Below are 22,380 nucleotides of genomic sequence, written 5' to 3'. Positions count from 1 at the left end.
GAAAATAATTTCAATCGTTGTTTAAAAAGCTTTCAGCTAGAGAGTTTTACCCTTCGAATCAAATACATTCCGTTAGCAAACCTGATCATAATTGTCATTATTTTCAGAGGGCTGCTGGTCAATCGCAACCAGCGGGATCAGGTTATGCGCCAGCCGTGCCTTGTTACAATGCGAATCGCTAATCTGTACTTCCTTGCAACTTGAGCTCCGAACTGGATAGATGGAACAGCTAACTTGCTGCCCCACTTCACCTTGCAAGGCCACACATTTGACTTGTGCCTGATTGGTCCCTTTCATGCATGAGTAGACCGCAGTCAACGGCTCAACCATGTGTTCAGGGATCAGTTCTGCCTCAGCCCAATAGAAAGAAACACGGTAATTTGCACAGCAGGCACCACAACTGACACAGGCATCGGGAGTCGCAATTTGAGACAACATTTTGTTAAAATTCTCGTTATCAGATTCAATCCTTGATCCGATAAATCCTAAGAAAATTTATGCCTGCCGACAAGAGTGTCTGATCAATGATTGATGTATTTTCCAGTCATTTTGCAACCTCGGACATTTAGCTCATTTCAGCCGGCAAACTGAACACATATTCATTCATCAGATCTACACCACATTCCAGCGTTTCGATCCAGTCCAGGAACTGATTGATCATCGCTTTACCAACAAAAGCGGTCCCATGCTGAGGCACAATCATTTCAAGATCCATCTGCCGAACCATATTGACCCAGAGACGGATGACTTTATTGGAACACATATAACGCTGGTGAAAACCTTTCATTTTTTTGATGTGGGCATCAAAGTCAGTAATCGGCAGACTGGCATCTTCGACAATGGAAGCCCCCATATCGCCTGAAAATAAAATTTTTGCAGTCGGATCATAGAACTGGAAATTTCCAACCGAGTGCAGGAAATGCGCAGGCACAGCCACAATCGAAGCTTCACCGAGAGGAATGACTTGCCCTGTATCTGATAGCTCGATCAGGCGCTCCTCCCAATTGCCTTTCATACGGTCACTCATAAAGGCCGAATTCAGATGCGGTAAAAAGCGTGCCCATAACTTGGAAGCCACTACTTTGGCATCGGTATACACCAGCCAGCGCGGCATCGAGGTAATAATGTCAGGATCTTGATGGGAGGCCATCACATAGTCCAGATTTTTTAGTTTGGTATAACGGTTCAGTTCCATGGTTAAAGGAACATAGGTCAGGTCACCACCCGGATCTAAAACCGCGGCCCGATCATGATCAATAATTAAAAACTGATTGGCCTGAATACCTTCCCCTTTGACCAGACTGGTAAAACTGATGCATTTATGTGTGCCATTATCAAATAATATTTGTGACGTTGTGCGCTCGAAACTCATAACTACCCCGGAAAAATTCTTTAAATATTAAATATTTTTTAATTCCATAATAAAATAATGGGATTTAATGCATGTTTCAATCAGAGTTTAGATTTTTATCATTATTTATAAAAAAACCCGTCACGACTAGACGGGTTTTTTCAGGTTCTAGCTCAATTAGAAGAAATAATGCTGCACTAAGGTTGAGACACCCACCACTAGGAAAATTGCAGCACCAATTTTATGGATCAAGGAAATCGGTAATTTATCTGCCAGCTTATCGCCAATAAACACGGCGGGTGCATTGGCAAGCATCATGCCGAATGTGGTTCCACACATAACCCAGAACACACTGTCAAAACGTGCCGCCAAAGCCACGGTTGCAATCTGGGTTTTATCGCCAATTTCAGCCAAGAAGAATAAGATGAAGGTGGCACCAAAAACCCCAAATTTCTGCCATTTATTGATACTTTCGCTTTCATCACCCAATTCATCCGGAATCAGCATCCAGATCGCCATGCCTATAAAGCCTAGGGCGAGAATCCACAACAGGATTTCAGGACTGAGTACGGTGGTAATCCATTGCCCTAAGACAGCAGAAATACCATGATTAATAGTGGTCGCAAGCAGGATGGCAATCAAGATCGGAACAGGTTTACGGAAACGGGCTGCCAGTAATAATGCCAGCAATTGGGTTTTATCGCCCATTTCAGCAAGGGCAACAATTGATGTGGAGATGAGGAATTCATACATGGTTGAATGCTCTGGCTAGCAAAATATACCGATGACCTACCCCTCCTGCTAGCCAAAATCAAATAGATTGATGCAGAGTGGTAAATCAAAGGTCTTGCCAACAAAAGCACAGCTGAAAAGCTGTTCTTGGTTCTTTGCTATGATGACCATGTTCGGTTGAACAATTATGTTGATCATCACCTCTTTACTTTGCGTAAAGAGCGGCTACTCCCCAATGAAGTAAGGCCATTCTAGCAAACAATAAAATGCTTTTGAATGCTTAAGCCCAAAATTTTTGGTAACTCCAGACCAAGAGACGGATCAACCCCAGCATAAACGCCAGATAGGCACTGAGACCGAGAAAACCAAAACTGCCCCCAGCACTTACCCCACCGACATGCTGCGCCTGATATTCCATGGCCATCACTACAGTCCCGACCAGTACCTCCAGCCCCATAACGGCGTACATGACCCAATCCCAAGGGAAATGCAAGAAACTTACCCATAAGCCCATTAATACAAAAACGATGAGTAATAAGGGTAGCATCACCCGATAAATCACTAACATCCTTGCTCCCTGATCCAAAAAATCGTTATCAATACGGATTTATTTTAGGCAAAAGTATTCTCAAATAAAGCCATATTTTTGTCACCCTAAAAATAGAAAACCCCGCTGATGCGAGGTCTTCTAGATTCAAAAACGATTACAGCAATAAGCTACGAATGTCTTTGAGTAACTTGGTCAGCTTATTGGTAAAGCGTGCTGCATCCGCACCGTTAATGACACGATGGTCATAAGACAATGACAATGGCAACATCAAACGCGGATCAAAGTCTTTGCCATTCCATACCGGTTGCATGGTTGCAGGTGAAATACCTAAAATCGCAACTTGTGGCCAGTTCACCAACGGCGTAAATGCGGTTCCACCAATACTGCCTAAGCTGGTAATGGTAAAGTTGGCACCTTGTAAATCTTTCGGCGACAATTTGCGGTCACGTGCTTTCTGGCTCAGTTCAGCCAGTTCAGTCGCGATTTGCTTAATTGATTTCTGGTCAGGATTACGCAGTACTGGAACAGTCAAGCCATCTGGGGTCGCAACCGCAATACCCATATGGATTTCGTTACGTAACAATACCGACTTCTGGTCATCCGCCAGATGGCCTGCGAAATAAGGTTCTTCTTTCAGCAAGTGTGCGACTGCTTTGGCAATAAAGGCCAAAATGGTTAAGCTCAGACCCTGCTTTTTAAAGCCGTCCTTCAGTTCGCCACGCCACGCTTCAAGCTCGGTGATATCGGCCAAATCAAACTGTGTGACTTGCGGGATAAAGTTATTCAATGACAATTGCGGTACAGACACTTGCTGTAAACGCGTCATGGCTTTCACTTCACCGCCACCAAAGGCACTAAAGTCTGGCAACTTCGGCAAGCCCGACGCTACTGGCGCTGCTTGCGCAGCAGGCGCTGCCTGAGCTGTAGTGAGACGCGCTTTTACATAAGCAAAAACATCGTCCTTCATCACACGGCCATGTTCACCTGAAGCCTTCACCTGACCCAGAATCACGCCTAATTCACGTGCCAGTTTACGCACCGCAGGACCTGCATAAACCTTCGCATTTTCAGCTTCTTGTTCTTTGGTCAGCTTTTCTGCTTGCGCTGGCGCACTCGGTGCTGCGGTCGCTGCTGCCTGTGGTTTTGCTGGTGCTGCTGGAGTCGCAGGTGCTGCGGCAGGTTGAGCTTTCGCTTCTGCTGGAGCAGCAGCCTGACCGCTCACCTCAATTGTTGCCAAAGCCACGCCTTGACGCACTTCTTGATTGGCAGAGACATGAATTGCTTTCACAATCCCTGCAACCGAGCTTGGCACTTCAACCGATGCCTTATCCGATTCAACCACACATAGGCTTTGTTGAGCTTCAACGCGATCGCCAACATTGACCAGAATTTCTGAAACCAGTGCTTTTTCTACACCCAGATCAGGCACTTCAATTTCAATATTACCTGTTGAGGTATTGCTTGCAGCGGGTGCTTCAGTCGTTGTGACTGGCGCTTCTGCTTGAGCTGGGGCAGCTTGCGGTTCCGGTTCCGATGCTGCATGAGCAGCTGTCTTCACCTGAATTAAGACTACACCTTCTTTGATGCTGTCGCCTTCTTTGATCTGGATCGCTTCTACAATCCCCGCAACCGAGCTTGGTACTTCTACCGTCGCCTTGTCCGATTCAACTACAACAATACTTTGTTCTGGTTCAATCTGGTCACCGACCTTGACCAGCACTTCTGCTACCAAGGCTTTTTCTACACCAATATCTGGAACTTTGACATCCACAACCTGGCTTGCTGTCGCTGTTGGAGCAGCGGCGGGTTGTGCTTTTGTTTCAGCTTCGACAGGTTTTGCTTCTGCTTTTGGCGCTTCCGCTTTCGGTGCTTCGTTCGCAGGTGCTTCCGCAGCAGACTCCGACTCTAGTTCGATCAATGCAACGCCTTCAGTGACTTCATCACCCTGTTGAACCAGAATACTTTTCACGATTCCTGCCGCAGTGCTTGGTACTTCTACCGTTGCCTTATCTGACTCTAACACCAGCAGGCTATCGTCAACTGCAACATGGTCGCCTACTTTGACCAAGATTTCTGCAACGAGCGCTTTATCTACGCCAATATCAGGTGCTTGGATTTGCATGATTATTTCCCCTCACCTGTTTGTGTTTCATTGTATTCAGCCACAGCCTGAACTTCCGGATGCGCTTGTGGCGCCCATGCAACTGGGCGGTCGGTATCTAACTCAAAGTTAGAAATGGCATCTTTCACCAAACGCGCATCAACTTCGCCTTCGTCAGCAAGTTTTTTCAATGTCGCAACAACGATATGCGCAGCGTCAACACCAAAGAAACTACGTAAGTTTGCACGTGTATCTGAACGACCGTAACCATCTGTACCTAATGCAACAAATGGGCGACCATCTGGAAGATAGGCACGGATTTGTTCGCTATACGCACGCATATGATCTGTTGCAGACACAACGATACCTTCGGTACCACGTAACTGTTTAGATACCCAAGACTCTTTCACTTCTTCAGTCAATGGGTGTAAACGGTTGTATTCTTCACATGCCATACCGTCACGTGACAACTCATTGAAGCTGGTGACACTCCAAACGTTTGAATGAATCTGGTATTCATCACGTAAGATTTTCGCAGCTTTAATCACTTCACGTAGAATGACACCTGAGCCCATTAATTGAACCGTAGCTTTGTCATCTTTTTCGAACAGGTACATACCACGTTTAATGCCTTCCTCAGCGCCTTCTGGCATTGCAGGATGCTCGTAGTTTTCATTCATTACGGTTAAGTAATAGAACACACGCTCTTGGTTGACATACATACGTTGTAAACCGTCATGTACGATCACAGCCAGTTCATAACCAAAACATGGATCATAAGATACGCAGTTTGGAATCGTGTTTGCCAAGATATGTGAATGACCATCTTGGTGCTGTAAACCTTCACCGTTTAATGTGGTACGACCAGCAGTCGCGCCCAACAAGAAACCTTGTGCCTGTGCATCGCCCGCAGCCCATGCAATGTCGCCAATACGCTGGAAACCAAACATTGAGTAGTACATGTACATTGGAATCATTGGCAAGTTATTGGTTGAATAACTGGTTGCCAACGCAGCCCAAGCGCTCATCGCACCCGCTTCGTTAATCCCTTCTTGCAGCATGTGACCGTCACTTGCTTCACGGTAATGCATTAACTGTTCTTGGTCTTCTGGGGTATATTTTTGACCGTGAGCGGCATAAATACCGAGCTGACGGAACATCCCTTCTAAACCAAATGTACGTGCTTCGTCTGGAACGATTGGCACGACGCGGTCTTTAATCGCTTTTTCTTTCAGTAAAGCGGCAATTAAACGTACCATCAGCATCGTGGTCGATTGCTCTTTACCACCAGAACCATTTAATACCGCATCAAATACTGATAATTCAGGAATCGCTAAAGTTTCACTCTCTTTACGACGTGCAGGTAGGTAACCGCCTAATGCCTCACGACGCGCCTTCATGTACTTCATTTCTGGAGAGTTTTCACTTGGGCGATAGAATGGCAGCTCTTCTAACTTATCATCTGTAAATGGCAGGTTGAAACGGTCACGTACATATTTCAAAGAGTCGATCTGCATTTTCTTGATTTGGTGAGTTTTGTTCACCGCTTCAATTTCTTCAGACAAACCATAGCCTTTAACCGTTTTCGCAAGAATAACGGTTGGTTGACCTTTGGCTTTCATTGCTTCGGCATAGGCAGCAAAAACTTTGTACGGGTCATGACCACCACGGTTAAGATTGTCGATGTCTTCATCGCTTAAATCTTTGACCAGTTCCGCAGCTTCTGGGTACTTGCCAAAGAATTTCTCACGTGTATATGCACCGCCTTTGACTTGATAGCGTTGGTATTCGCCATCAACGGTTTCATCCATCACTGCTTTTAAAGCACCAGACTTGTCTTTGGCAAGGAGCGGATCCCAATGACGGCCCCAAACCACTTTAATCACACGCCAGCCCGCACCACGGAATAACGATTCTAATTCTTGAATGATTTTACCGTTACCACGTACCGGACCATCCAGACGCTGTAAATTACAGTTCACCACCCAAATCAGGTTATCAAGCTTTTCACGACCTGCCAGTGAAATTGCACCCGTACTCTCTGGCTCATCCATCTCACCATCGCCCAGATAAGCCCAGACTTTACGGTCTTCTTCTTTGATCAGGCCACGATTCATCAGATATTTCTGAATATGTGCCTGATAGATCGACATGATCGGACCAAGACCCATTGATACGGTCGGGAACTGCCAGTAGTCCGGCATTAAATAGGGATGTGGATAACTAGGTAAACCGTTACCGCCCACTTCACGGCGGAAATTACTGAGCTGCTCTTCATTTAAACGCCCTTCAAGGAAAGAACGCGCATAGATACCCGGGGCACAGTGACCTTGGTAATAAATCATGTCGCCGCCAAAGTTGTTCGAGGCAGCACGGAAGAAATGGTTGAAACCAACATCATACAAGGTTGCAGACGATGCGAAACTGGCAAGGTGACCACCCAGATCATCCCCAGTCTTGTTCGCACGTAATACCATTGCCAAAGCATTCCAGCGGATCAAAGCGCGGATACGGCGTTCCATATCCTGATCACCTGGCATTGCAGGTTGTTCATCAACTGAAATGGTGTTGAGGTAAGGTGTATTTAAGCGCTGGATTGGCACATGTTTCGCAATTGCCCGTTGATAGAGTTTTTCTAGTAAGAAAGCAGCTCGTTCCGTGCCCATGTGTTGTAATACAGAATCAAATGCTTCTTGCCATTCTTGGGTTTCTTGCGCGTCAGAGTCGCCATAAAACGCCATACAATTCACCTTTTCCCTTAAGTTATTTGTCGACCCTATTTTTATCATGTTTTGCTTTATAAGGGGTATGGCCCTAGCTGAATGGGAAACGCTATATTATTTTCTGGCAAAATAGTCATTGACCGAACTGAAACAAAACACATAAAAAATCGCCAATAAAGGCGATTTTTTCTTAACATTTATATACAACTGTTAACAAATTACATTAAGGCAACATTGCGAGGTAAGTTGAAGGATTTTTACGCTGTCCATCTTTCACCACTTCAAAATGTAAATGCGGGCCAGTACAACGACCAGTACAGCCAACATTGGCAATATGCTCACCTGCGCTAACACGATCGCCTGCGTTTACGATTAAACGTGATGCATGGGCATAGCGAGTGATATAACCATTGCCATGATCAATTTCAACATATTGTCCATAACCCGTGCCCCAGCCTGATTTGGTCACAACACCAGGGCCTGTTGAATAAATCGGTGTGCCTGAAGGTGCAGCCAGATCAACCCCTGAATGATGGCGGGTTGAACCGAGTAAAGTACGTGTTCCCCAAGAAGAACTCACGCGACCTTCCTGTAATGGATGGCTGACCAACCAAGAATAACCGGTATTTGCAGAGAACGAAGAAGACGCATTGTCTTGAGATGAAACTGCGGAACGACCGTATTTCTTTTCGATCGTTGCATTGTTCAATTCAATGGTTTTTTCACGTAATTTAACTGACACATTCGAAATAGCAGGCAGATCCATATCTGCAGAATGAGTATAAGAACCTTGAGCGAGAGTCTTTGATAATTGCTCTAGACGGTCATCACCTGTTGACTGACCAATATTCTGGTAGTCTGCAAAAGCAACCGAAGCAGCTGAAGCAGCCAATGAAAATGCGAGTAAAATACGACGCGTATGATGCATAAAAAACCTCTTGAAACCGTCCTTCAAACGTTCCTTTATCATCTCTTCCTTGATAACAGCTGAACCAAACGCTTAAGATGGACACATTACCTCCGAGGAAGTTCTATGTCTGAGCCTAACAACGTTTTCCAACAGAAAGGACAACACATAAAAACTGGAAACTTAACGTTTCTGACAACGCAAGTTACGCAATGGAAACAACTTACGAAAATTATTCAACCGTTATTGCCCCAACCAGAGCAATGGCAAGTTGTTTGTTATCAACATGGTGTTTTGATCATTACTGGTGAAAATCAGGCCATGATTAGTCAACTCAGCTATTTACAAAGCAACTATGTTGCGCAGTTAGCTCAGCTCGAAGGACTCAAGGAATTACGAAAAATCCAAGTTCGTTTAAGAAACAAAACAGTTGTCTCTCGTGAACCCTCTCCCCCAACAAAAGCACTTACATCAGAGACCCAAGAGCAATTGCGTAGCGCCGCTGAATATGTGAGCGACCCTAAGCTTAGCCAAGCTCTACTACGTTTGGCAAGCAATAAAAAGTAAACTTCATACATTCAGTATCGAAATACGTCATTATATTTTGTGACAAAATCCTCAGATTCATTTGTTATAATATAACATAGCCAATAAAAGACAATGACTTATGTCACACTCACATAAGGAATTGGACAATCATTCTCGTTATTAAATGTTACAATTTCATAGCTGCTTGGATCATTTTGAACATTGCGTAATAACTGATTGTTCAGCGCATGACCCGACTTATAACCATCAAACTTGGCAATAATCTGGTGACCAAGCAAATATAAGTCACCGACTGCATCTAAAATCTTGTGTCGCACAAACTCATCGGCGAAACGCAAGCCTTCCTCATTGACCACACCAGTATCATCAACACCAATGGCATTTTCCAGGCTTGCACCCAAGGCCAGATTATTGGCTTTGAGATAATCCAGATCCTTCATAAAACCAAAAGTTCGGGCTTCACTCACTTCATAAACAAAGGTTTCTGTTGAAAAATCAATGGTCGCTGACTGGTATTCTTTGGCAAAGGCGGGATGATCAAAATCAATGGTAAAGTTAAGCTGAAAGCCCGAATGAGGCGTAAAAATCGCTTTTTTGTCATCAATTAAAGCTTCGACGGGCTTTAAAATGCGGATAAACTTCTTTGGTGCATCTTGCTCTGCCAGCTCACCTTGCATGAGCAGATAGATAAAAGGTCCTGCACTGCCATCCATGATCGGCACTTCAGAAGCAGACACTTCAACAATCAGGTTATCGATTCCCAATCCGGCAATCGCACTCATGACATGCTCAATGGTGCCCACTTTGATGTCCTCACGCACCAGATTCGAACACATAAATGCTTCTTGAATCAGCAAGGCATTGGCCGGAATATCCACAGGGGGATTTAAGTCGATACGGCGAAAGACAATACCTCCGTCAATATGGTGTGGAACAAAATTGATCAGCACCTTTTGACCACTGTGCAAACCAATCCCGCTCGCTTTCACCACACGCTTGAGAGTACGTTGTTTCAACATGCCATACCAACTTCATTTGCAAAAACCGATATAACTTAGCATATTTTGCCATTTTAAAAAAATAAAAAAGGAGGCAATTGATTGCCTCCTTTCTCTAAATAACTGATTTTATTATTTACGTTGCTGATTTTTCAGATAGTCTTGAATGCTCATTGGCGATGAACGTGGCGTAGAACTTGCGGTAGCACTTGCTGGAGCATCTACATTTGCTCGTTTACTAATCGCCGGAACGTCATCTTCATCAACCGGTTGTTGTGCCACTTGAGCAGAACTTACATGCGAAGCAGCAGTCCGTCGTTTCTGGTCCACTTCACTGGCATTACGCGTTAAACCAGTCGCGATAACGGTAACGCGAAGTTCATCACGCGCATCGGGATCGAATACTGTACCGTAGAAGATTTCACCTTCATCCAGGTCAACAATCTGGTTCACCACATCGGTAATGATCTCGGTTTCACGTAAGGTAATATCATCACCACCGGTGATGTTGATCAACACGCCTTTCGCATTAATAATATTCACATTATCAAGCAACGGGCTACGGATCGCCTGTTCAGCGGCTTGGCGGGCACGATCTTCACCACGACCTAAACCAGCACCCATCATGGCATAACCACGTGTACTCATCGCTGTTTTCAAGTCGGCGAAGTCGAGGTTAATATGACCACGATTGACCACAAGGTCAAAAATACTGCGAACTGCGTTCAACAATACATCATCTGCCTTTTTATAGGCATCTTTCATTGAGATATCGCCATAGACGCTGAGTAAGCGCTGGTTCGGAATGATAATCAGTGAATCAACATGTGCTTCTAAAGCATCAATGCCTTTTTCAGCAGACTTTTGACGGCGACGGCCTTCAAAGTTAAATGGGGTTGTCACTACACCAACGGTCAGGATACCCATTTCTTTGGCAACTTCAGCAACAACCGGTGCAGCACCTGTACCAGTACCACCACCCATACCGGCAGTAACGAAGACCATATCAGTCCCTTCAAGGTGCTGACGGATCACATCACGGCTTTCTTCAGCGGCGATTTGACCCACTTCCGGATTTGCACCCGCGCCTAAACCACGCGTACTTTGTTCACCCAATTGAATTTTGAATGGCGCGTTCATGCTGTCCAGTGCTTGTTTATCTGTATTGGCACAAACAAACTTGACACCTTGAATATCCGACTGGGCCATGTGTTGCACGGCATTACCGCCACCACCACCCACACCAAATACTGTGAAACGGGCTTGACCGTTGCCATTGTCTAGTTCATCTTCTATAAATTCAAATGAGGCCATGACCTTTAGATTTCCTAATATTAATGGCAGTTACTTCAGCCCGTTACTGCCCTGATTTTTAAACAACTGATGTTTAGGATGCTGTTCAATAATCACCAGATTGTCAAGTACAGTGGCAGATTTAGAACAACTTCCTAACAAATTTTCCCAAAAATAACTACAACTTAAAAAATGGCCTTTAATTTGCTATTTAATGCATTCCAACCATTGGCAACCCGATCAACAAAACTACGATCGCTGGCCTCTTCTGGTTCTTCGACCGTATCCTGCAAATCACTCTGGCTAAACATCAACAAACCTGCTGCAGTAGCATACATTGAACGACGCAATGCTGGTAAGTGCTGATCCTCCGCATATACTTGCAGTGGCGGATTGCCCAGATGCGCAGATACACCGAGCGTACGACGCGCCAGATTCACCATGCCTTCAATTTGGCAGGCATCTCCGGTCAGCACCACACCATGATATAAACCATGAATCGCCCCGCTATGCTCCAGTTCTTCACGAATTGAAGCAAAAATTTCTTCATAACGCGCAATAATGATTTCTGCAAGCTCAATACGACTGATGGTTTGTGTGCCATCAATGCCTTGCACCTGAATCATGTGGTCCGGTTTCACCACACTCAGATCAACGCAACCATGTAAAATCTTGATGCGTTCCGCTTCTTCTGTGGTGGTTTGTAAAACCGCTGCAATATCACGGGTGACATTCTCACCACCACGTGGCAAGGTCCGTGCGAGTGCCAAACGACCATCCAGATACACTGCAATATTGGTAATGCCTGCGCCAATATCGACCAGACAAACCCCATATTCTTTTTCATCTTTGAGCAGACTTGCCTCAGCCGTTGCCAGACAAGACACCACCATTTTCTCTACCCCGATATTGGCCCCTTTCATGGCACGATCCAGGTTTTGCATGGTGCTGATCGGCATCATCATCAACTGATAATGGCCTGTCATGCTATGTGCAGACATATTGACCGGATTCTGCACCCATTCAGCCGAATCACCGAGCTCAAAGCCCAATGGCACAGCGCTGGCCAGATAATAATCCGGTGAGACATGACTGGCTTTGGCCAACTCCAGCGCACGCACCACTTCATTTGTCGTAATAATATGATCGTGGTTGGCGACAGGGGTACGACCTGATGCATAAAAACTTTGTAATTCAGTACTCGGAATAGACACCCATGCGCTATGAATACGGCACTCTGCCATATCCTCTGCTTCGGATACTGCATTTTTAATCGCAGCAATGACCTTGTCCAAGCTGACAATCTTGCCTTTAACCATGCCTCGGTTGCGAGCAGTTGCCATGCCAATGACCTGGATCTTATCCGGTGCATGGACCTTACCAATCAAGACTGAGACTTTATGGGTCCCAATATCAATCGCAACAACTGAGGGAACAGCTTCACTCATTACTTCAATACCATATCTTTAGTGTTGTTTAGGACCACTGCCCTTTATTTTAAGCCACGTATTATGGCTTTGCCTGAATTGCCCCTGCAAGGCTTGTGTCATCAATCGTTACAACTAACTGACCATTCACAATCTTCGGCGGAGCTGCGTTTTTCCATTGAATGGCCAGGCCATTGCGGTAACGCAGATCAATTGCCGTGATTTTAGACCATGCAGGTTTTAGATCTGTCTGTGCCAAATGGCTTAAGCGCTGCAGCTTGTTCATGGTTTGATCCTGATCCACGATAATCCGTAAACCCGAATCAAACTGCATAAACCAGGTCATGCGCTCAGTTAAATACAGTTCTTTTAATCTTAAATTCGCTGGATGAAATAACTGGTTAATTTCATTATAGCGACGCATCATCATTTTGGATTGGCTGGCTGGCCCATGTAACAGTGGCAAATTTGGATGTGCTTGCGGAACCGCTTCACTAAACACCTCACCATTATCACTCAGCAAACGCCCTGTTCCCCAACGTGCAATCGCATGACGCGGCATCACCCGCACCCGAATTGCATTTGGCCAAGCTCGTGATACCACCACACGGTCCACCCAAGAAACCTTTAATGCCTGATCCCGAATCTGTTCTAAATCCGACGTAAAGTAATTATCTTTGATAATCGGGTTCAGGTATTTAACCAATTGCTGATTTTCGACCTCAGAATTGGTGCCCACCACCTGCAACTCTGCCACTTTGGCATCGGTCATGACTTTATATAAGCCAAACAGACCCAATGCCAGTACAGCGAATGCAATAACAAGTAATGCCCAGCCGCCCGCATTCACCATCTTTTGTTTAGGCGAAGGCGGTTTCTCGTGAATCGAGCTAATGGCGGGTCGCGTTTTGCGACGCATAGATGCAGGAAGTTGAGCCATAAATAATTAAGCCGACTTTGCTAAAGTTTGCTCTAAAATCGCAACACAGAGCTGATCAAAATTATAACCAACGGCTTGCGCTGCTTTTGGTACCAGAGAATGACTGGTCATGCCTGGAACAGTATTAACTTCCAATAACCAGAAATTCCCCTGTTCATCCTGCATCGCATCAATACGGCCCCAGCCTTCTGCACCCACGGCCTGGAAAGCACGTAAACACAATGCCTGTAGACTTTTCTCTTCTGACTCGCTGAGACCGCAAGGAATACCATATTCCACATCATTACGCTGATATTTTGCTTCATAGTCATAAAAAGCAACATCTGCGGGTGGCTGTAAACGAATCACCGGTAAAGGCTGACCGTTCAGGAATGAAATCGTGAATTCACGACCTGTAATCCATTTTTCAGCCATCACCACTGCATCATGCTGGGTCGCTTTTTCAATGGCTGCTGCAAAGTCTTCTGCTTTCTCAACCTTACTCATGCCGACACTTGAGCCTTCATGTACCGGCTTGATAATCACAGGCAAGCCCAATTCAGCAATTACAGGTTCAAGATCGGTATCTTTGGTAATAATGCGGTAAGGCGCAGTCGGTAAATCGCTACCTTGCCAGATCTGCTTGGTTTTGACTTTGTCCATGCCAATAGCAGAACCTTGCACGCCGGTCCCGGTATACGGAATATTCAACCATTCCAATACGCCTTGAATCTGGCCATCTTCACCGCCACGACCATGCAATACGATAAAAGCACGATCGTAACCGACCAGTTCAGTCACACTACGATCTTGCGGATCAAATGCTTCTGCCTGCACACCCGAACGCAACAATGCGTCTAAAACGGCCTGACCGCTGTCTAATGACACCGCACGCTCAGCCGATTTCCCACCAAATAACACAGCAACTTTGCCGAATTTCGCAGCATTTGACACGTTTATATCCTTAAAACTGTAAAACTTTTAATATTCAAAACACAAAATTATTGGGCATACAAACGATGCTGGGCCAATTCTACCGAAATTGCTCCTACGTTACCCGCGCCTTGTGTTAATAACAGGTCATTAGCTTGTAACACTTTTTGTAAAACGCCTGGTAAATTGCCTTCCACTGGATCAACCAGAATCGGTTCCACTTCGCCACGCAGACGAATACTACGTGCCAAGGCACGGCTATCCGCACCCACAATCGGTTTTTCGCCAGCCGGGTAAACTTCTAACAATAATAACTGGTCGACTTGTGATAACACATCTACGAAGTCATCAAAACAGTCACGGGTACGGCTAAAACGGTGCGGCTGGAACAACATCACCAAACGGCGGTCCGGATGGCTGGCACGTGCCGCCTTAATGGTTGCCTCAACTTCTTTTGGATGATGACCATAGTCATCTACCAATTTCACCATGCCCTCGCCAACTTCATATTCACCTTGCACCTGGAAGCGACGACCCACACCACTAAAGCCTTCCAAGGCACGGCAAATCGCACCATCAGAAACGCCTTCATCAGTTGCTACTCCAATCGCAGCAAGCGCATTTAGGACATTATGCAAGCCAGGCTGATTAATGGTGACACGTAAAGGCTCACGATCTTTACGCAATACGGTAAAGTGCGAACGCATGCCTTCCTGCGCCACATCAATAGCACGAATATCGTTACCTTCGTCAAAACCGTAAGTTAAGACCGGACGACCAACACGCGGTAAAATCTCACGAATATTGGCATCATCGCCACAGACAACTGCCAAACCGTAGAATGGCAGGTTATGCAGGAACTGGATAAAGGTATCTTTTAATTTATCGAAGCTGCCTTCATAAGTATCCATGTGATCTGCATCGATATTGGTCACAATCGCAGCCATCGGCTGTAAATACAGGAATGAAGCATCCGACTCATCTGCTTCCGCCACGATAAAGCGGCTTTCGCCCAAGGCTGCATTGACCCCGGTACTATTCAGCAAACCACCGATCACATAGGTTGGATCGAGATTTTCTTCCGCCAGCATGGTGGTCAATAAACTGGTGGTGGTGGTTTTACCATGTGTTCCCGCAACCGCAATGCCATGACGGTAACGCATTAACTCACCCAACATTTCTGCACGGCGCACAATCGGGGTACGTTGTTCAATTGCAGCTTTAATCTCTGGATTTTCAGGATCAATTGCTGTCGACACCACCAGTACATTGGCGTTTTTAATATTGTCTGCCGAGTGGCCGATAAACACCTTGATGCCGTTGGCTTCGAGTTGAGCCGTGGTTTTTGAGGCTTTAATATCCGAGCCCGAAATTTTATAACCCTGATTACTCAATACCTCGGCGATACCACACATCCCCGCACCCCCAATACCAACAAAGTGGATATTTTTAATACGGCGCATTTCTGGCACTTTAATCAGCTTTTTGGCTTGGTTTGGATTTGTAGGAGACATAGATAAACTCGAATTACAATTTTTTAATCAGATCAACCACATGCTGCGTCGCATCCGGTTGTGCTTGTTGACGTGCTTTAACCGCCATTTCAGAGAGGAGCTGGCGATTGAGCAAGCTGGCAAATAACTCATCTAAAACAGCAGGGGTCATTTCTGTTTGCTGGCAAATCTTTGCAGCGCCTGCATTTGCCAAAAATTTGGCATTTGCAGTCTGGTGATCATCCACCGCAATCGGTAAAGGAACAAAAACCGCTGCCAGACCTGCGGTTGCGACTTCAGTTACCGTTAAAGCACCGGCACGACAAATAATTAAATCAGCCTCGCTATAGGCTTTGGCCATATCATGAATAAACGGCTCAACCTGAACCGTTAAATGCTCAGCTGCACCTTGATAGAGGGCACGCGTCGCATCCTGCTTATTTTGACCACATTGATGAAATACATTCAGCGGTACACTAACTTTCTTCAATGCCTCTGGTAAACGTTCATTTAACGCCTGCGCCCCCAATGAACCACCCACAATTAAAATATTCAGTGGCAATTGTTGCTGTTCACGGGTTTGGTAACGCCATGACGGATTCAGAATCGCAGTGATTTCGGCACGCACAGGATTGCCTGTGGTCACCACTTTATCACTACTTGGGAATGTCTCTGGAAAAGCCTGACATACGGTTGTGGCGATACGTGCCAGTTGGGTATTGGTAAAGCCTGCAATCGCATTCTGTTCATGGATCAACACAGGAATACCCAGTAACCGTGCAGCCAAGCCACCTGGCCCGGCGACATAACCGCCAAAACCCGCGACAGCATCAATTTTCAGCTGCTTCATGTAGCGCATGGCGCTTAAGGTTGCTTTTAAAATTTTAAATGGTGCACTGAGTTTACGGATCAGGCCATTACCACGCACACCTTGAATATCGATCTGATAAATCGGAATATTTTGATCTTTGAGTAACCGGTTTTCCATTCCTGTCGGGGTCGCCAGCCAAGAGACCTGACAGCCCTCTTGTTGCAGTTGTTTGGCAACAGCAAGCGCAGGAAAAACATGTCCACCTGTACCAGCGGCCATCATCATGACATGTTTGGGTTTGTTCTGGGGTGAATTGGTCACGGTTTAATTCTTCAACTCAAAAAAAGGTTATCGTCTATTGTTTTCGAGCGTTATTTTAATCCTAAAGCTTCATTCACGAAAAGCGAATTTCACTTGTTTACAACAGAAAGCTGAGCTTTTTTCGATTGTTTGTTAAAAACTAGAGACTGCCGATATCTAAAAGCCCATTTGCATCCAAAATTCGAAGCAATACAAACGGGCAGTTTGGTCAAAAAATAAAAATTATTTAGTTTTTAGATCCTGCTTCCAGCACGGCAAATAGATCATCCGCAATCGATGTCCCAAATTGTGCATCAATCTCACGGATACAGGTTGGACTGGTCACATTAATTTCAGTCACATAATTACCAATCACATCCAGACCAACGAAAACCAAACCTTTTTCACGCAGGAACGGACCAACTTTTGCCGCAATCAATTTATCATTTTCAGTCAGCGGACGTGCCTGACCTAAACCACCTGCCGCCAGATTACCGCGCACTTCGCCATTTTGCGGAATACGAGCCAGACAATAGGGAACCGGTTCGCCATTGACCATCAAGATACGCTTATCCCCTTCTACAATCTCAGGAATATAACGCTGTGCCATGATCGGACGTGTCCCCATTTCCGTGAGCATTTCCAGCGTTGAACCGATATTCACCCCGTCTTGATACAGACGGAAAATCCCCATGCCGCCCATACCATCCAGCGGTTTCACAATCACATCACCATGTTCTTTGATAAATTCACGAATCAGGCTTTGTTGAGACGTCACTAAGGTCGGGACTTGCAGTTCTGGGAATTGGGTGGCAAATAGCTTTTCATTACAGTCACGTAGTGATTGCGGTTTATTGATAATCCACGCACCTTCACGTTCTGCCTGTTCCAGAATATAGGTGGTATAGACAAAGTTCATGTCAAAAGGCGGATCTTTACGCATCAATACTACATCGTAATCGGCCAATGACTCTTTGCGTTGCTCACCTAACTCGTAATAATGATTGTAATCTTCAAATACTTTTAAAGGAGAGATCAGACCAAACGCTTTACCCTGATCGATATATAAATCGTGCTGCAATGCATAACCCAGTTCATGACCACGACGGCTGGCCGCCCATAACATCGCCATGGTGGAATCTTTTTTGAGATTCACGGTTTCAATCGGGTCCATCACTACCAGTACACGCATAATCTGACGCTCGTATTTTTTAATCTTGGCAAAAAGTATAACCAAGTTTGCAGGCAATCGTGAAACAAGTTGTATAAATCTTAAAGATTAAAAAATCTATTTTGTTCAATTAATTACAACATATTAAAAATATTCAGCTTTATCATTTAATTTATTGAGGAGAAGAAAACCACCAGTTGACTCAACTTATAAACCAGTCATTTCCACTCTCCTTATTTTAAAATTGCTTTAGCCAAGAAGGCGTTGAATATCTTTGGCAATTTTTTCAGGTTTGGTAATCGGCGAATAACGTTTGACCACCTCACCATTTTGATTAATCAGGAATTTGGTGAAATTCCATTTAATACTTTCACTGCCCAAAATTCCCTTGGCTTCAGAAGTTAAATATTGATACAGAGGATGTGCGGTTGGGCCATTCACATCAATCTTGGCAAACATTGGAAATGACACGCCATAATTACGCTGACAGAAGCTGCCGATTTCTTCATTGCTGGATGGATCTTGATTGGCAAACTGGTTACACGGGAAACCGAGAATCACCAACCCTTGTTGTTGATAGTCCTGATATAACTTTTCCAGACCTTCAAATTGTGGCGTAAGGCCACATTGGCTGGCCGTATTCACCACCAATAACACTTTGCCTTGGTAATCCGCGAGGTTCTTTTGTTCGCCTTCTAACAGTTCTGCCTGAAAATCATAAATCTTGCTCATAGATGTTCTCTCTTCTATCCAATCGTGGTTGTACTCAAAATAGTTTGCTTAATCATTCAGCTTGTTTATTTAATATTGCACACAATTATATTGTGCACAAGTTAATTATACGCAATGTACTTTTTAAACGATCCAATTTATACTGAATGTTCAACAACCAAGTCGAGGAAAAACATCATGACTGAAGTTTCATTTTTGGATAATCAGGTATGTTTTGCCATGTATTCCGCGACCAATGCCATGATTCGCCAGTATCGGCCTTTGCTGCAGGAATATAACCTGACCTATCCGCAATTTATTGTGTTACTGGCCCTGTACGAACAAGACAATGTGATGTTGTCAGAGATTGGACAAAAAACTTTTTTTGATTCAGGCACCCTAACGCCAATTATTAAAAAACTTGAAGAAAAGCAGTTTTTAAAACGTGTGGCAGTTAAAGAAGATGAGCGGATGAAAAAAGTGATCTTGCTAGAAAAAGCACTGGTTTCAAAAGATGAGATTATCGCAATTCCGTTTAAACTCGCCTGCGCTTTAGGCATGCAGCAGAATGATCTGCTGGCGATTCATAACTTATGCCATCGTTTTTTAAAGGGTTTGGAACAATCGAAACTCGAGTCTATGGAAAGTTAAATGCAGCAAGCGATTGTGGGTTTTCATCTCGATGAAGAAGGACATTGGGTTGCAGACCTTGCCTGTGGGCATGGGCAACATGTCCGTCATGATCCACCGTGGCAAAATCGTCCTTGGGTGTTAACCGAGCAAGGACGCAAAGAGAAATTAGGGGTGATGTTGGAATGTAAGAAGTGTGAGGAGAAAAATTGCAGTGCACTTTTTTAAGACAATGTCGTTAAAAAAAAGCCCAATACAGGATTGAGCTTTTTAATTATCTTTCTAGTTTAGATATCCATTTTTCTAAACAAGAAGAAAGGTAAATTACGGATAATCATCATAATAATTACCCATTTACCTGGCGTATAGACAGTTAATTTACCCTGATCAATGCCTTGCACAATATCAGCAGCGACTTGCTCAGGTGAGGCAAGCTTGCCTTTACCCGACATTCCAGCCGTCATCGGTGTCGCTGTTGGACCCGGCTTAATTAAAGTTGCTGTAACAGAAGAACCGATTAAAGCGAGGCGGTGTTGTAATCCTTGCAGATATTTATCAATCAATGCTTTCGATGCACCATAGACATAATTTGATTTACGCCCTCGGTCCCCTGCTACCGAACCAATCACAGCCAATTTACCGTGATTCTGTTCGATCATATGTTTGGCAATGATTTCAGTAAACAGGACTGGAGAAAGTGCATTGACCTCAATCGCCTGCTGACATTGCAACAGATCATTCTGACATTGCTCTTGATCAGGTAAATTGCCATGCGCAATCAGGGCAATATCAATTTTACCCTGTTGATTAATGGCATCAATGCAGTCCTGAATCGCTGTCGCATTTAAAAAATCGACGGTCTGAAATTGGATATTGGCCTGTGGGGTACGGACTTTCAGGTCACTTACCACACGCTGTAATTTATCATGATCCCGACCTAATAAAATTACTTCACACGGCTGCTGTTTAAGCCAGAGTCTGGCACAATGTTCAGCAATAGCGGACGTCCCGCCTACAATTAAGATTTTGGGTTGATTTGACATTTAAGCCCCTAATAGACGACGAGACATTTCCGAACTGATGCCGGGATCCCGATATTTTAAAAATTCATTCAACTGCGGATAACCCGCTTCAAAAAGTGATCGAGGCATACGCGCATCTTTGGCTAAATAAAGGCGTCCTTGCGCTTGCGCTACAATATGATCCAGCTCATTTAACAGTTTTAAGGTTTTTTCCCCACGATTCGGAAAATCCAGCGCCAAAGTCACCCCAGGTTTTGGGAAGCTCAGCAAGCCTCCTGACTCACGGTCACCAAATGTTTTTAATACGGCCAGAAATGAACCTTCACCTGATTTCTTAATGGCATTTAACATCTCTTGAGTGACTTCTTTACCAATCTCTTTCGGCACTACACTTTGATATTGATAAAAGCCTTTCGGTCCATACATTTTATTCCATTCATGCATGGCATCTAATGGATAAAAGAAGGGCTCGTAATGGACCTTTTGCGGCTGGCTTTTGAGTGAGTTACCGTGAAAATAGGCAAAATTAAACACTGGTAAACTGAGTTTATTGACCAAGGAGACCGGAGGCGTTATTGGAAAGGTTTTATCGTTAATTGCAGGTTCGACTTGCGTAGAAGCACCCGCCAGATTGCCCCGTGAAAAAAGTCCTTTGGCATTGGCACCATTCATGCAATCAATCCAGGAAACGGTGTATTCCCAGTCGGGTTCAGATGAGTCAGAAAGTGCGAAAAACTCATCCAGATTATGATAGGGAATGGTTTCTGCATCTATCCACGAACTTTGGACCGGACGCAACTGTATTTTCGCTTCCAGTATGATGCCTGTTAGACCAATCCCAGCTACTGTTGCATAGAACCACTCTGCTCTTTCCGTCTTTGAACACTCAATAATTTCACCATCCGTACGCAGCAACTTGATGTACAGGACATGATCGCCAAAAGAGCCAAAAGCATGATGATTCTTGCCATGCACATCATTGGCAATCGCCCCGCCGACAGTAATCATCTGTGTACCGGGTGTTACAGGTAACATCCAGCCCTGCGGAATCAGGGTACGGTGAATATCCTGTAAGGTTGCACCTGCTTCGCAGTGTAGAATTCCAGTCTGCAAGTCAAAAGAAATCAGATGATTCATGGCGGTCGTCAGCCATAAAACGCCGTTGCCATTTAATGCAACATCACCATAACTTCGCCCCATACCATGTGCAATACCGGGAAAAGTTTCTTGTCGTATTTGTTTGAGTGCATGTGCAGGTGTTATTAACGGAATAACCTGATGTTCAGTATTAGAAAGCCTACCCCAGGCCTGTATGGTTTTCATTTATGCCTCAACTTTACGAAACACAAAATGTTTATCGAGGTAATATTTACATATATAGCCAATCATTAGACCGATTATTCCACCCAGATAGCGCATCTCTTTGGTTCCAAAAACGGCATGAAAGCCAAACTCAAAACCCCAGAAAATAATGGTGGTAAACAGACCCATGACGGCATATAGCATAAAAAGCTTTCCATCATGTTTGGTATTCTGAGTTTTATATTTAAAAATATATTTTTTATCCAATATATATTTAACCACCAGGCCGACCCCTGTACCCACAACTATTGAAATAAAAATATAAAAATTTCCAACATAAATATAACTAGAAATATCTTGTGCTATAATATTGCAAAACGTAGCAACTATAGCAAACGCTGTATAAAGCAGCGCGAGCTTAATCGAGTCCATCATTTATATTTAATTAATAGCGCTG

22 protein-coding genes and 1 riboswitch are annotated in these 22,380 nt (G+C 44.5%); of the genes, 3 read left to right on the top strand and 19 right to left on the bottom strand.

All coding sequences use genetic code 11. From position 1 onward, the window contains the following. Positions 1-72: 72 nt before the first annotated feature. The 7 genes from JO943_RS06840 to JO943_RS06810 all read right to left on the bottom strand — a co-directional run bounded on the left by JO943_RS06840 (position 73) and on the right by JO943_RS06810 (position 8,385). Positions 73-438, bottom strand: a complete 366-nt coding sequence (locus JO943_RS06840; RefSeq protein WP_202740361.1) for a YkgJ family cysteine cluster protein — start codon at positions 436-438, stop codon at positions 73-75. A 127-nt stretch (positions 439-565) separates the two neighbouring features. Then, the gene (locus JO943_RS06835; protein ID WP_150954191.1) at positions 566-1,372 is read right to left on the bottom strand and encodes an MBL fold metallo-hydrolase; all 807 of its coding nucleotides are present in this window, start codon (positions 1,370-1,372) and stop codon (positions 566-568) included. A 156-nt stretch (positions 1,373-1,528) separates the two neighbouring features. Then, positions 1,529-2,104 carry a TMEM165/GDT1 family protein gene (locus JO943_RS06830; protein ID WP_005227893.1) on the bottom strand — a complete coding sequence of 192 codons (576 nt, stop codon included), beginning with the start codon at positions 2,102-2,104 and terminating at the stop codon, positions 1,529-1,531. Between the two features lie 84 nt (positions 2,105-2,188). After that, positions 2,189-2,329: riboswitch (yybP-ykoY riboswitch) on the bottom strand. A gap of 34 nt (positions 2,330-2,363) precedes the next feature. Further along, positions 2,364-2,651 carry a hypothetical protein gene (locus tag JO943_RS06825; protein ID WP_202740360.1) on the bottom strand — a complete coding sequence of 96 codons (288 nt, stop codon included), beginning with the start codon at positions 2,649-2,651 and terminating at the stop codon, positions 2,364-2,366. Positions 2,652-2,787: 136 nt separating this feature from the next. Further along, positions 2,788-4,755, bottom strand: coding sequence for a 2-oxo acid dehydrogenase subunit E2 (locus JO943_RS06820; protein WP_202740359.1), 1,968 nt, complete (start codon positions 4,753-4,755; stop codon positions 2,788-2,790). Positions 4,756-4,757: 2 nt separating this feature from the next. Continuing rightward, positions 4,758-7,475 carry a pyruvate dehydrogenase (acetyl-transferring), homodimeric type gene (aceE, locus tag JO943_RS06815; RefSeq protein ID WP_005227899.1) on the bottom strand — a complete coding sequence of 906 codons (2,718 nt, stop codon included), beginning with the start codon at positions 7,473-7,475 and terminating at the stop codon, positions 4,758-4,760. A 205-nt stretch (positions 7,476-7,680) separates the two neighbouring features. Beyond that, complete coding sequence (locus tag JO943_RS06810) at positions 7,681-8,385, bottom strand: M23 family metallopeptidase (protein WP_005227901.1); 705 nt, start codon at positions 8,383-8,385, stop codon at positions 7,681-7,683. 105 nt (positions 8,386-8,490) lie between these two features. On the opposite strand from JO943_RS06810, the gene JO943_RS06805 reads away from it, so the two are divergent. Beyond that, positions 8,491-8,931, top strand: coding sequence for a DciA family protein (locus tag JO943_RS06805; protein WP_005227903.1), 441 nt, complete (start codon positions 8,491-8,493; stop codon positions 8,929-8,931). A gap of 98 nt (positions 8,932-9,029) precedes the next feature. On the opposite strand, the gene lpxC is transcribed toward JO943_RS06805, so the two are convergent. From lpxC to JO943_RS06760, 9 genes are all read right to left on the bottom strand, one after another. Continuing rightward, entirely contained in the window at positions 9,030-9,932 is a 903-nt protein-coding gene (lpxC, locus tag JO943_RS06800) for a UDP-3-O-acyl-N-acetylglucosamine deacetylase (protein ID WP_005282399.1), read from the bottom strand. A gap of 111 nt (positions 9,933-10,043) precedes the next feature. Further along, positions 10,044-11,225 (bottom strand): cell division protein FtsZ, encoded by a 1,182-nt coding sequence (gene ftsZ, locus JO943_RS06795; protein ID WP_005227906.1) that lies wholly within the window; start codon positions 11,223-11,225, stop codon positions 10,044-10,046. 164 nt (positions 11,226-11,389) lie between these two features. After that, positions 11,390-12,652: a cell division protein FtsA gene (ftsA, locus tag JO943_RS06790; protein WP_005227908.1), complete on the bottom strand. Its 1,263-nt coding sequence runs from the start codon at positions 12,650-12,652 to the stop codon at positions 11,390-11,392. 61 nt (positions 12,653-12,713) lie between these two features. After that, positions 12,714-13,571 carry a cell division protein FtsQ/DivIB gene (locus JO943_RS06785; protein ID WP_032868445.1) on the bottom strand — a complete coding sequence of 286 codons (858 nt, stop codon included), beginning with the start codon at positions 13,569-13,571 and terminating at the stop codon, positions 12,714-12,716. A gap of 6 nt (positions 13,572-13,577) precedes the next feature. Further along, a complete protein-coding gene (locus JO943_RS06780; RefSeq protein ID WP_202740358.1) occupies positions 13,578-14,504 on the bottom strand; it encodes a D-alanine--D-alanine ligase in 927 nt (308 codons plus the stop codon). Positions 14,505-14,551: 47 nt separating this feature from the next. Next, on the bottom strand, positions 14,552-15,997 hold the full coding sequence (gene murC / locus JO943_RS06775) for a UDP-N-acetylmuramate--L-alanine ligase (protein WP_005227915.1): 1,446 nt from the start codon (positions 15,995-15,997) through the stop codon (positions 14,552-14,554). Between the two features lie 13 nt (positions 15,998-16,010). Further along, on the bottom strand, positions 16,011-17,108 hold the full coding sequence (gene murG, locus JO943_RS06770; protein WP_081401586.1) for an undecaprenyldiphospho-muramoylpentapeptide beta-N-acetylglucosaminyltransferase: 1,098 nt from the start codon (positions 17,106-17,108) through the stop codon (positions 16,011-16,013). A gap of 226 nt (positions 17,109-17,334) precedes the next feature. Continuing rightward, positions 17,335-18,279: a glutathione synthase gene (gene gshB / locus JO943_RS06765; RefSeq protein WP_032868442.1), complete on the bottom strand. Its 945-nt coding sequence runs from the start codon at positions 18,277-18,279 to the stop codon at positions 17,335-17,337. A 228-nt stretch (positions 18,280-18,507) separates the two neighbouring features. Then, positions 18,508-18,990 (bottom strand): glutathione peroxidase, encoded by a 483-nt coding sequence (locus tag JO943_RS06760; RefSeq protein ID WP_009510248.1) that lies wholly within the window; start codon positions 18,988-18,990, stop codon positions 18,508-18,510. 177 nt (positions 18,991-19,167) lie between these two features. Here JO943_RS06760 and JO943_RS06755 point away from each other — a divergent pair, with 177 nt between their 5' ends. Next, positions 19,168-19,620, top strand: a complete 453-nt coding sequence (locus JO943_RS06755; RefSeq protein ID WP_202740357.1) for a MarR family winged helix-turn-helix transcriptional regulator — start codon at positions 19,168-19,170, stop codon at positions 19,618-19,620. Continuing rightward, a complete protein-coding gene (locus JO943_RS06750; protein WP_202740356.1) occupies positions 19,621-19,827 on the top strand; it encodes a DUF3565 domain-containing protein in 207 nt (68 codons plus the stop codon). It abuts the gene before it with no gap. A 59-nt stretch (positions 19,828-19,886) separates the two neighbouring features. Here JO943_RS06750 and JO943_RS06745 read toward each other — a convergent pair whose 3' ends face one another. Genes JO943_RS06745 through JO943_RS06735 form a run of 3 tightly spaced genes read right to left on the bottom strand, consistent with a single transcriptional unit; the run spans position 19,887 to position 22,358 of the window. Further along, complete coding sequence (locus JO943_RS06745; RefSeq protein ID WP_005227934.1) at positions 19,887-20,642, bottom strand: SDR family NAD(P)-dependent oxidoreductase; 756 nt, start codon at positions 20,640-20,642, stop codon at positions 19,887-19,889. Next, complete coding sequence (locus JO943_RS06740; protein WP_005227935.1) at positions 20,643-21,944, bottom strand: FAD-binding oxidoreductase; 1,302 nt, start codon at positions 21,942-21,944, stop codon at positions 20,643-20,645. Further along, positions 21,945-22,358: a GtrA family protein gene (locus JO943_RS06735; protein ID WP_032873456.1), complete on the bottom strand. Its 414-nt coding sequence runs from the start codon at positions 22,356-22,358 to the stop codon at positions 21,945-21,947. Positions 22,359-22,380: the final 22 nt, after the last annotated feature.

It is taken from the genome of Acinetobacter sp. 'aerobic (ED)', from assembly GCF_904886855.1.
Lineage (GTDB): Bacteria > Pseudomonadota > Gammaproteobacteria > Pseudomonadales > Moraxellaceae > Acinetobacter > Acinetobacter courvalinii.
Note: the sequence above shows the minus strand (reverse complement) of the source record. Positions and strands in the feature narration are given on the sequence as shown.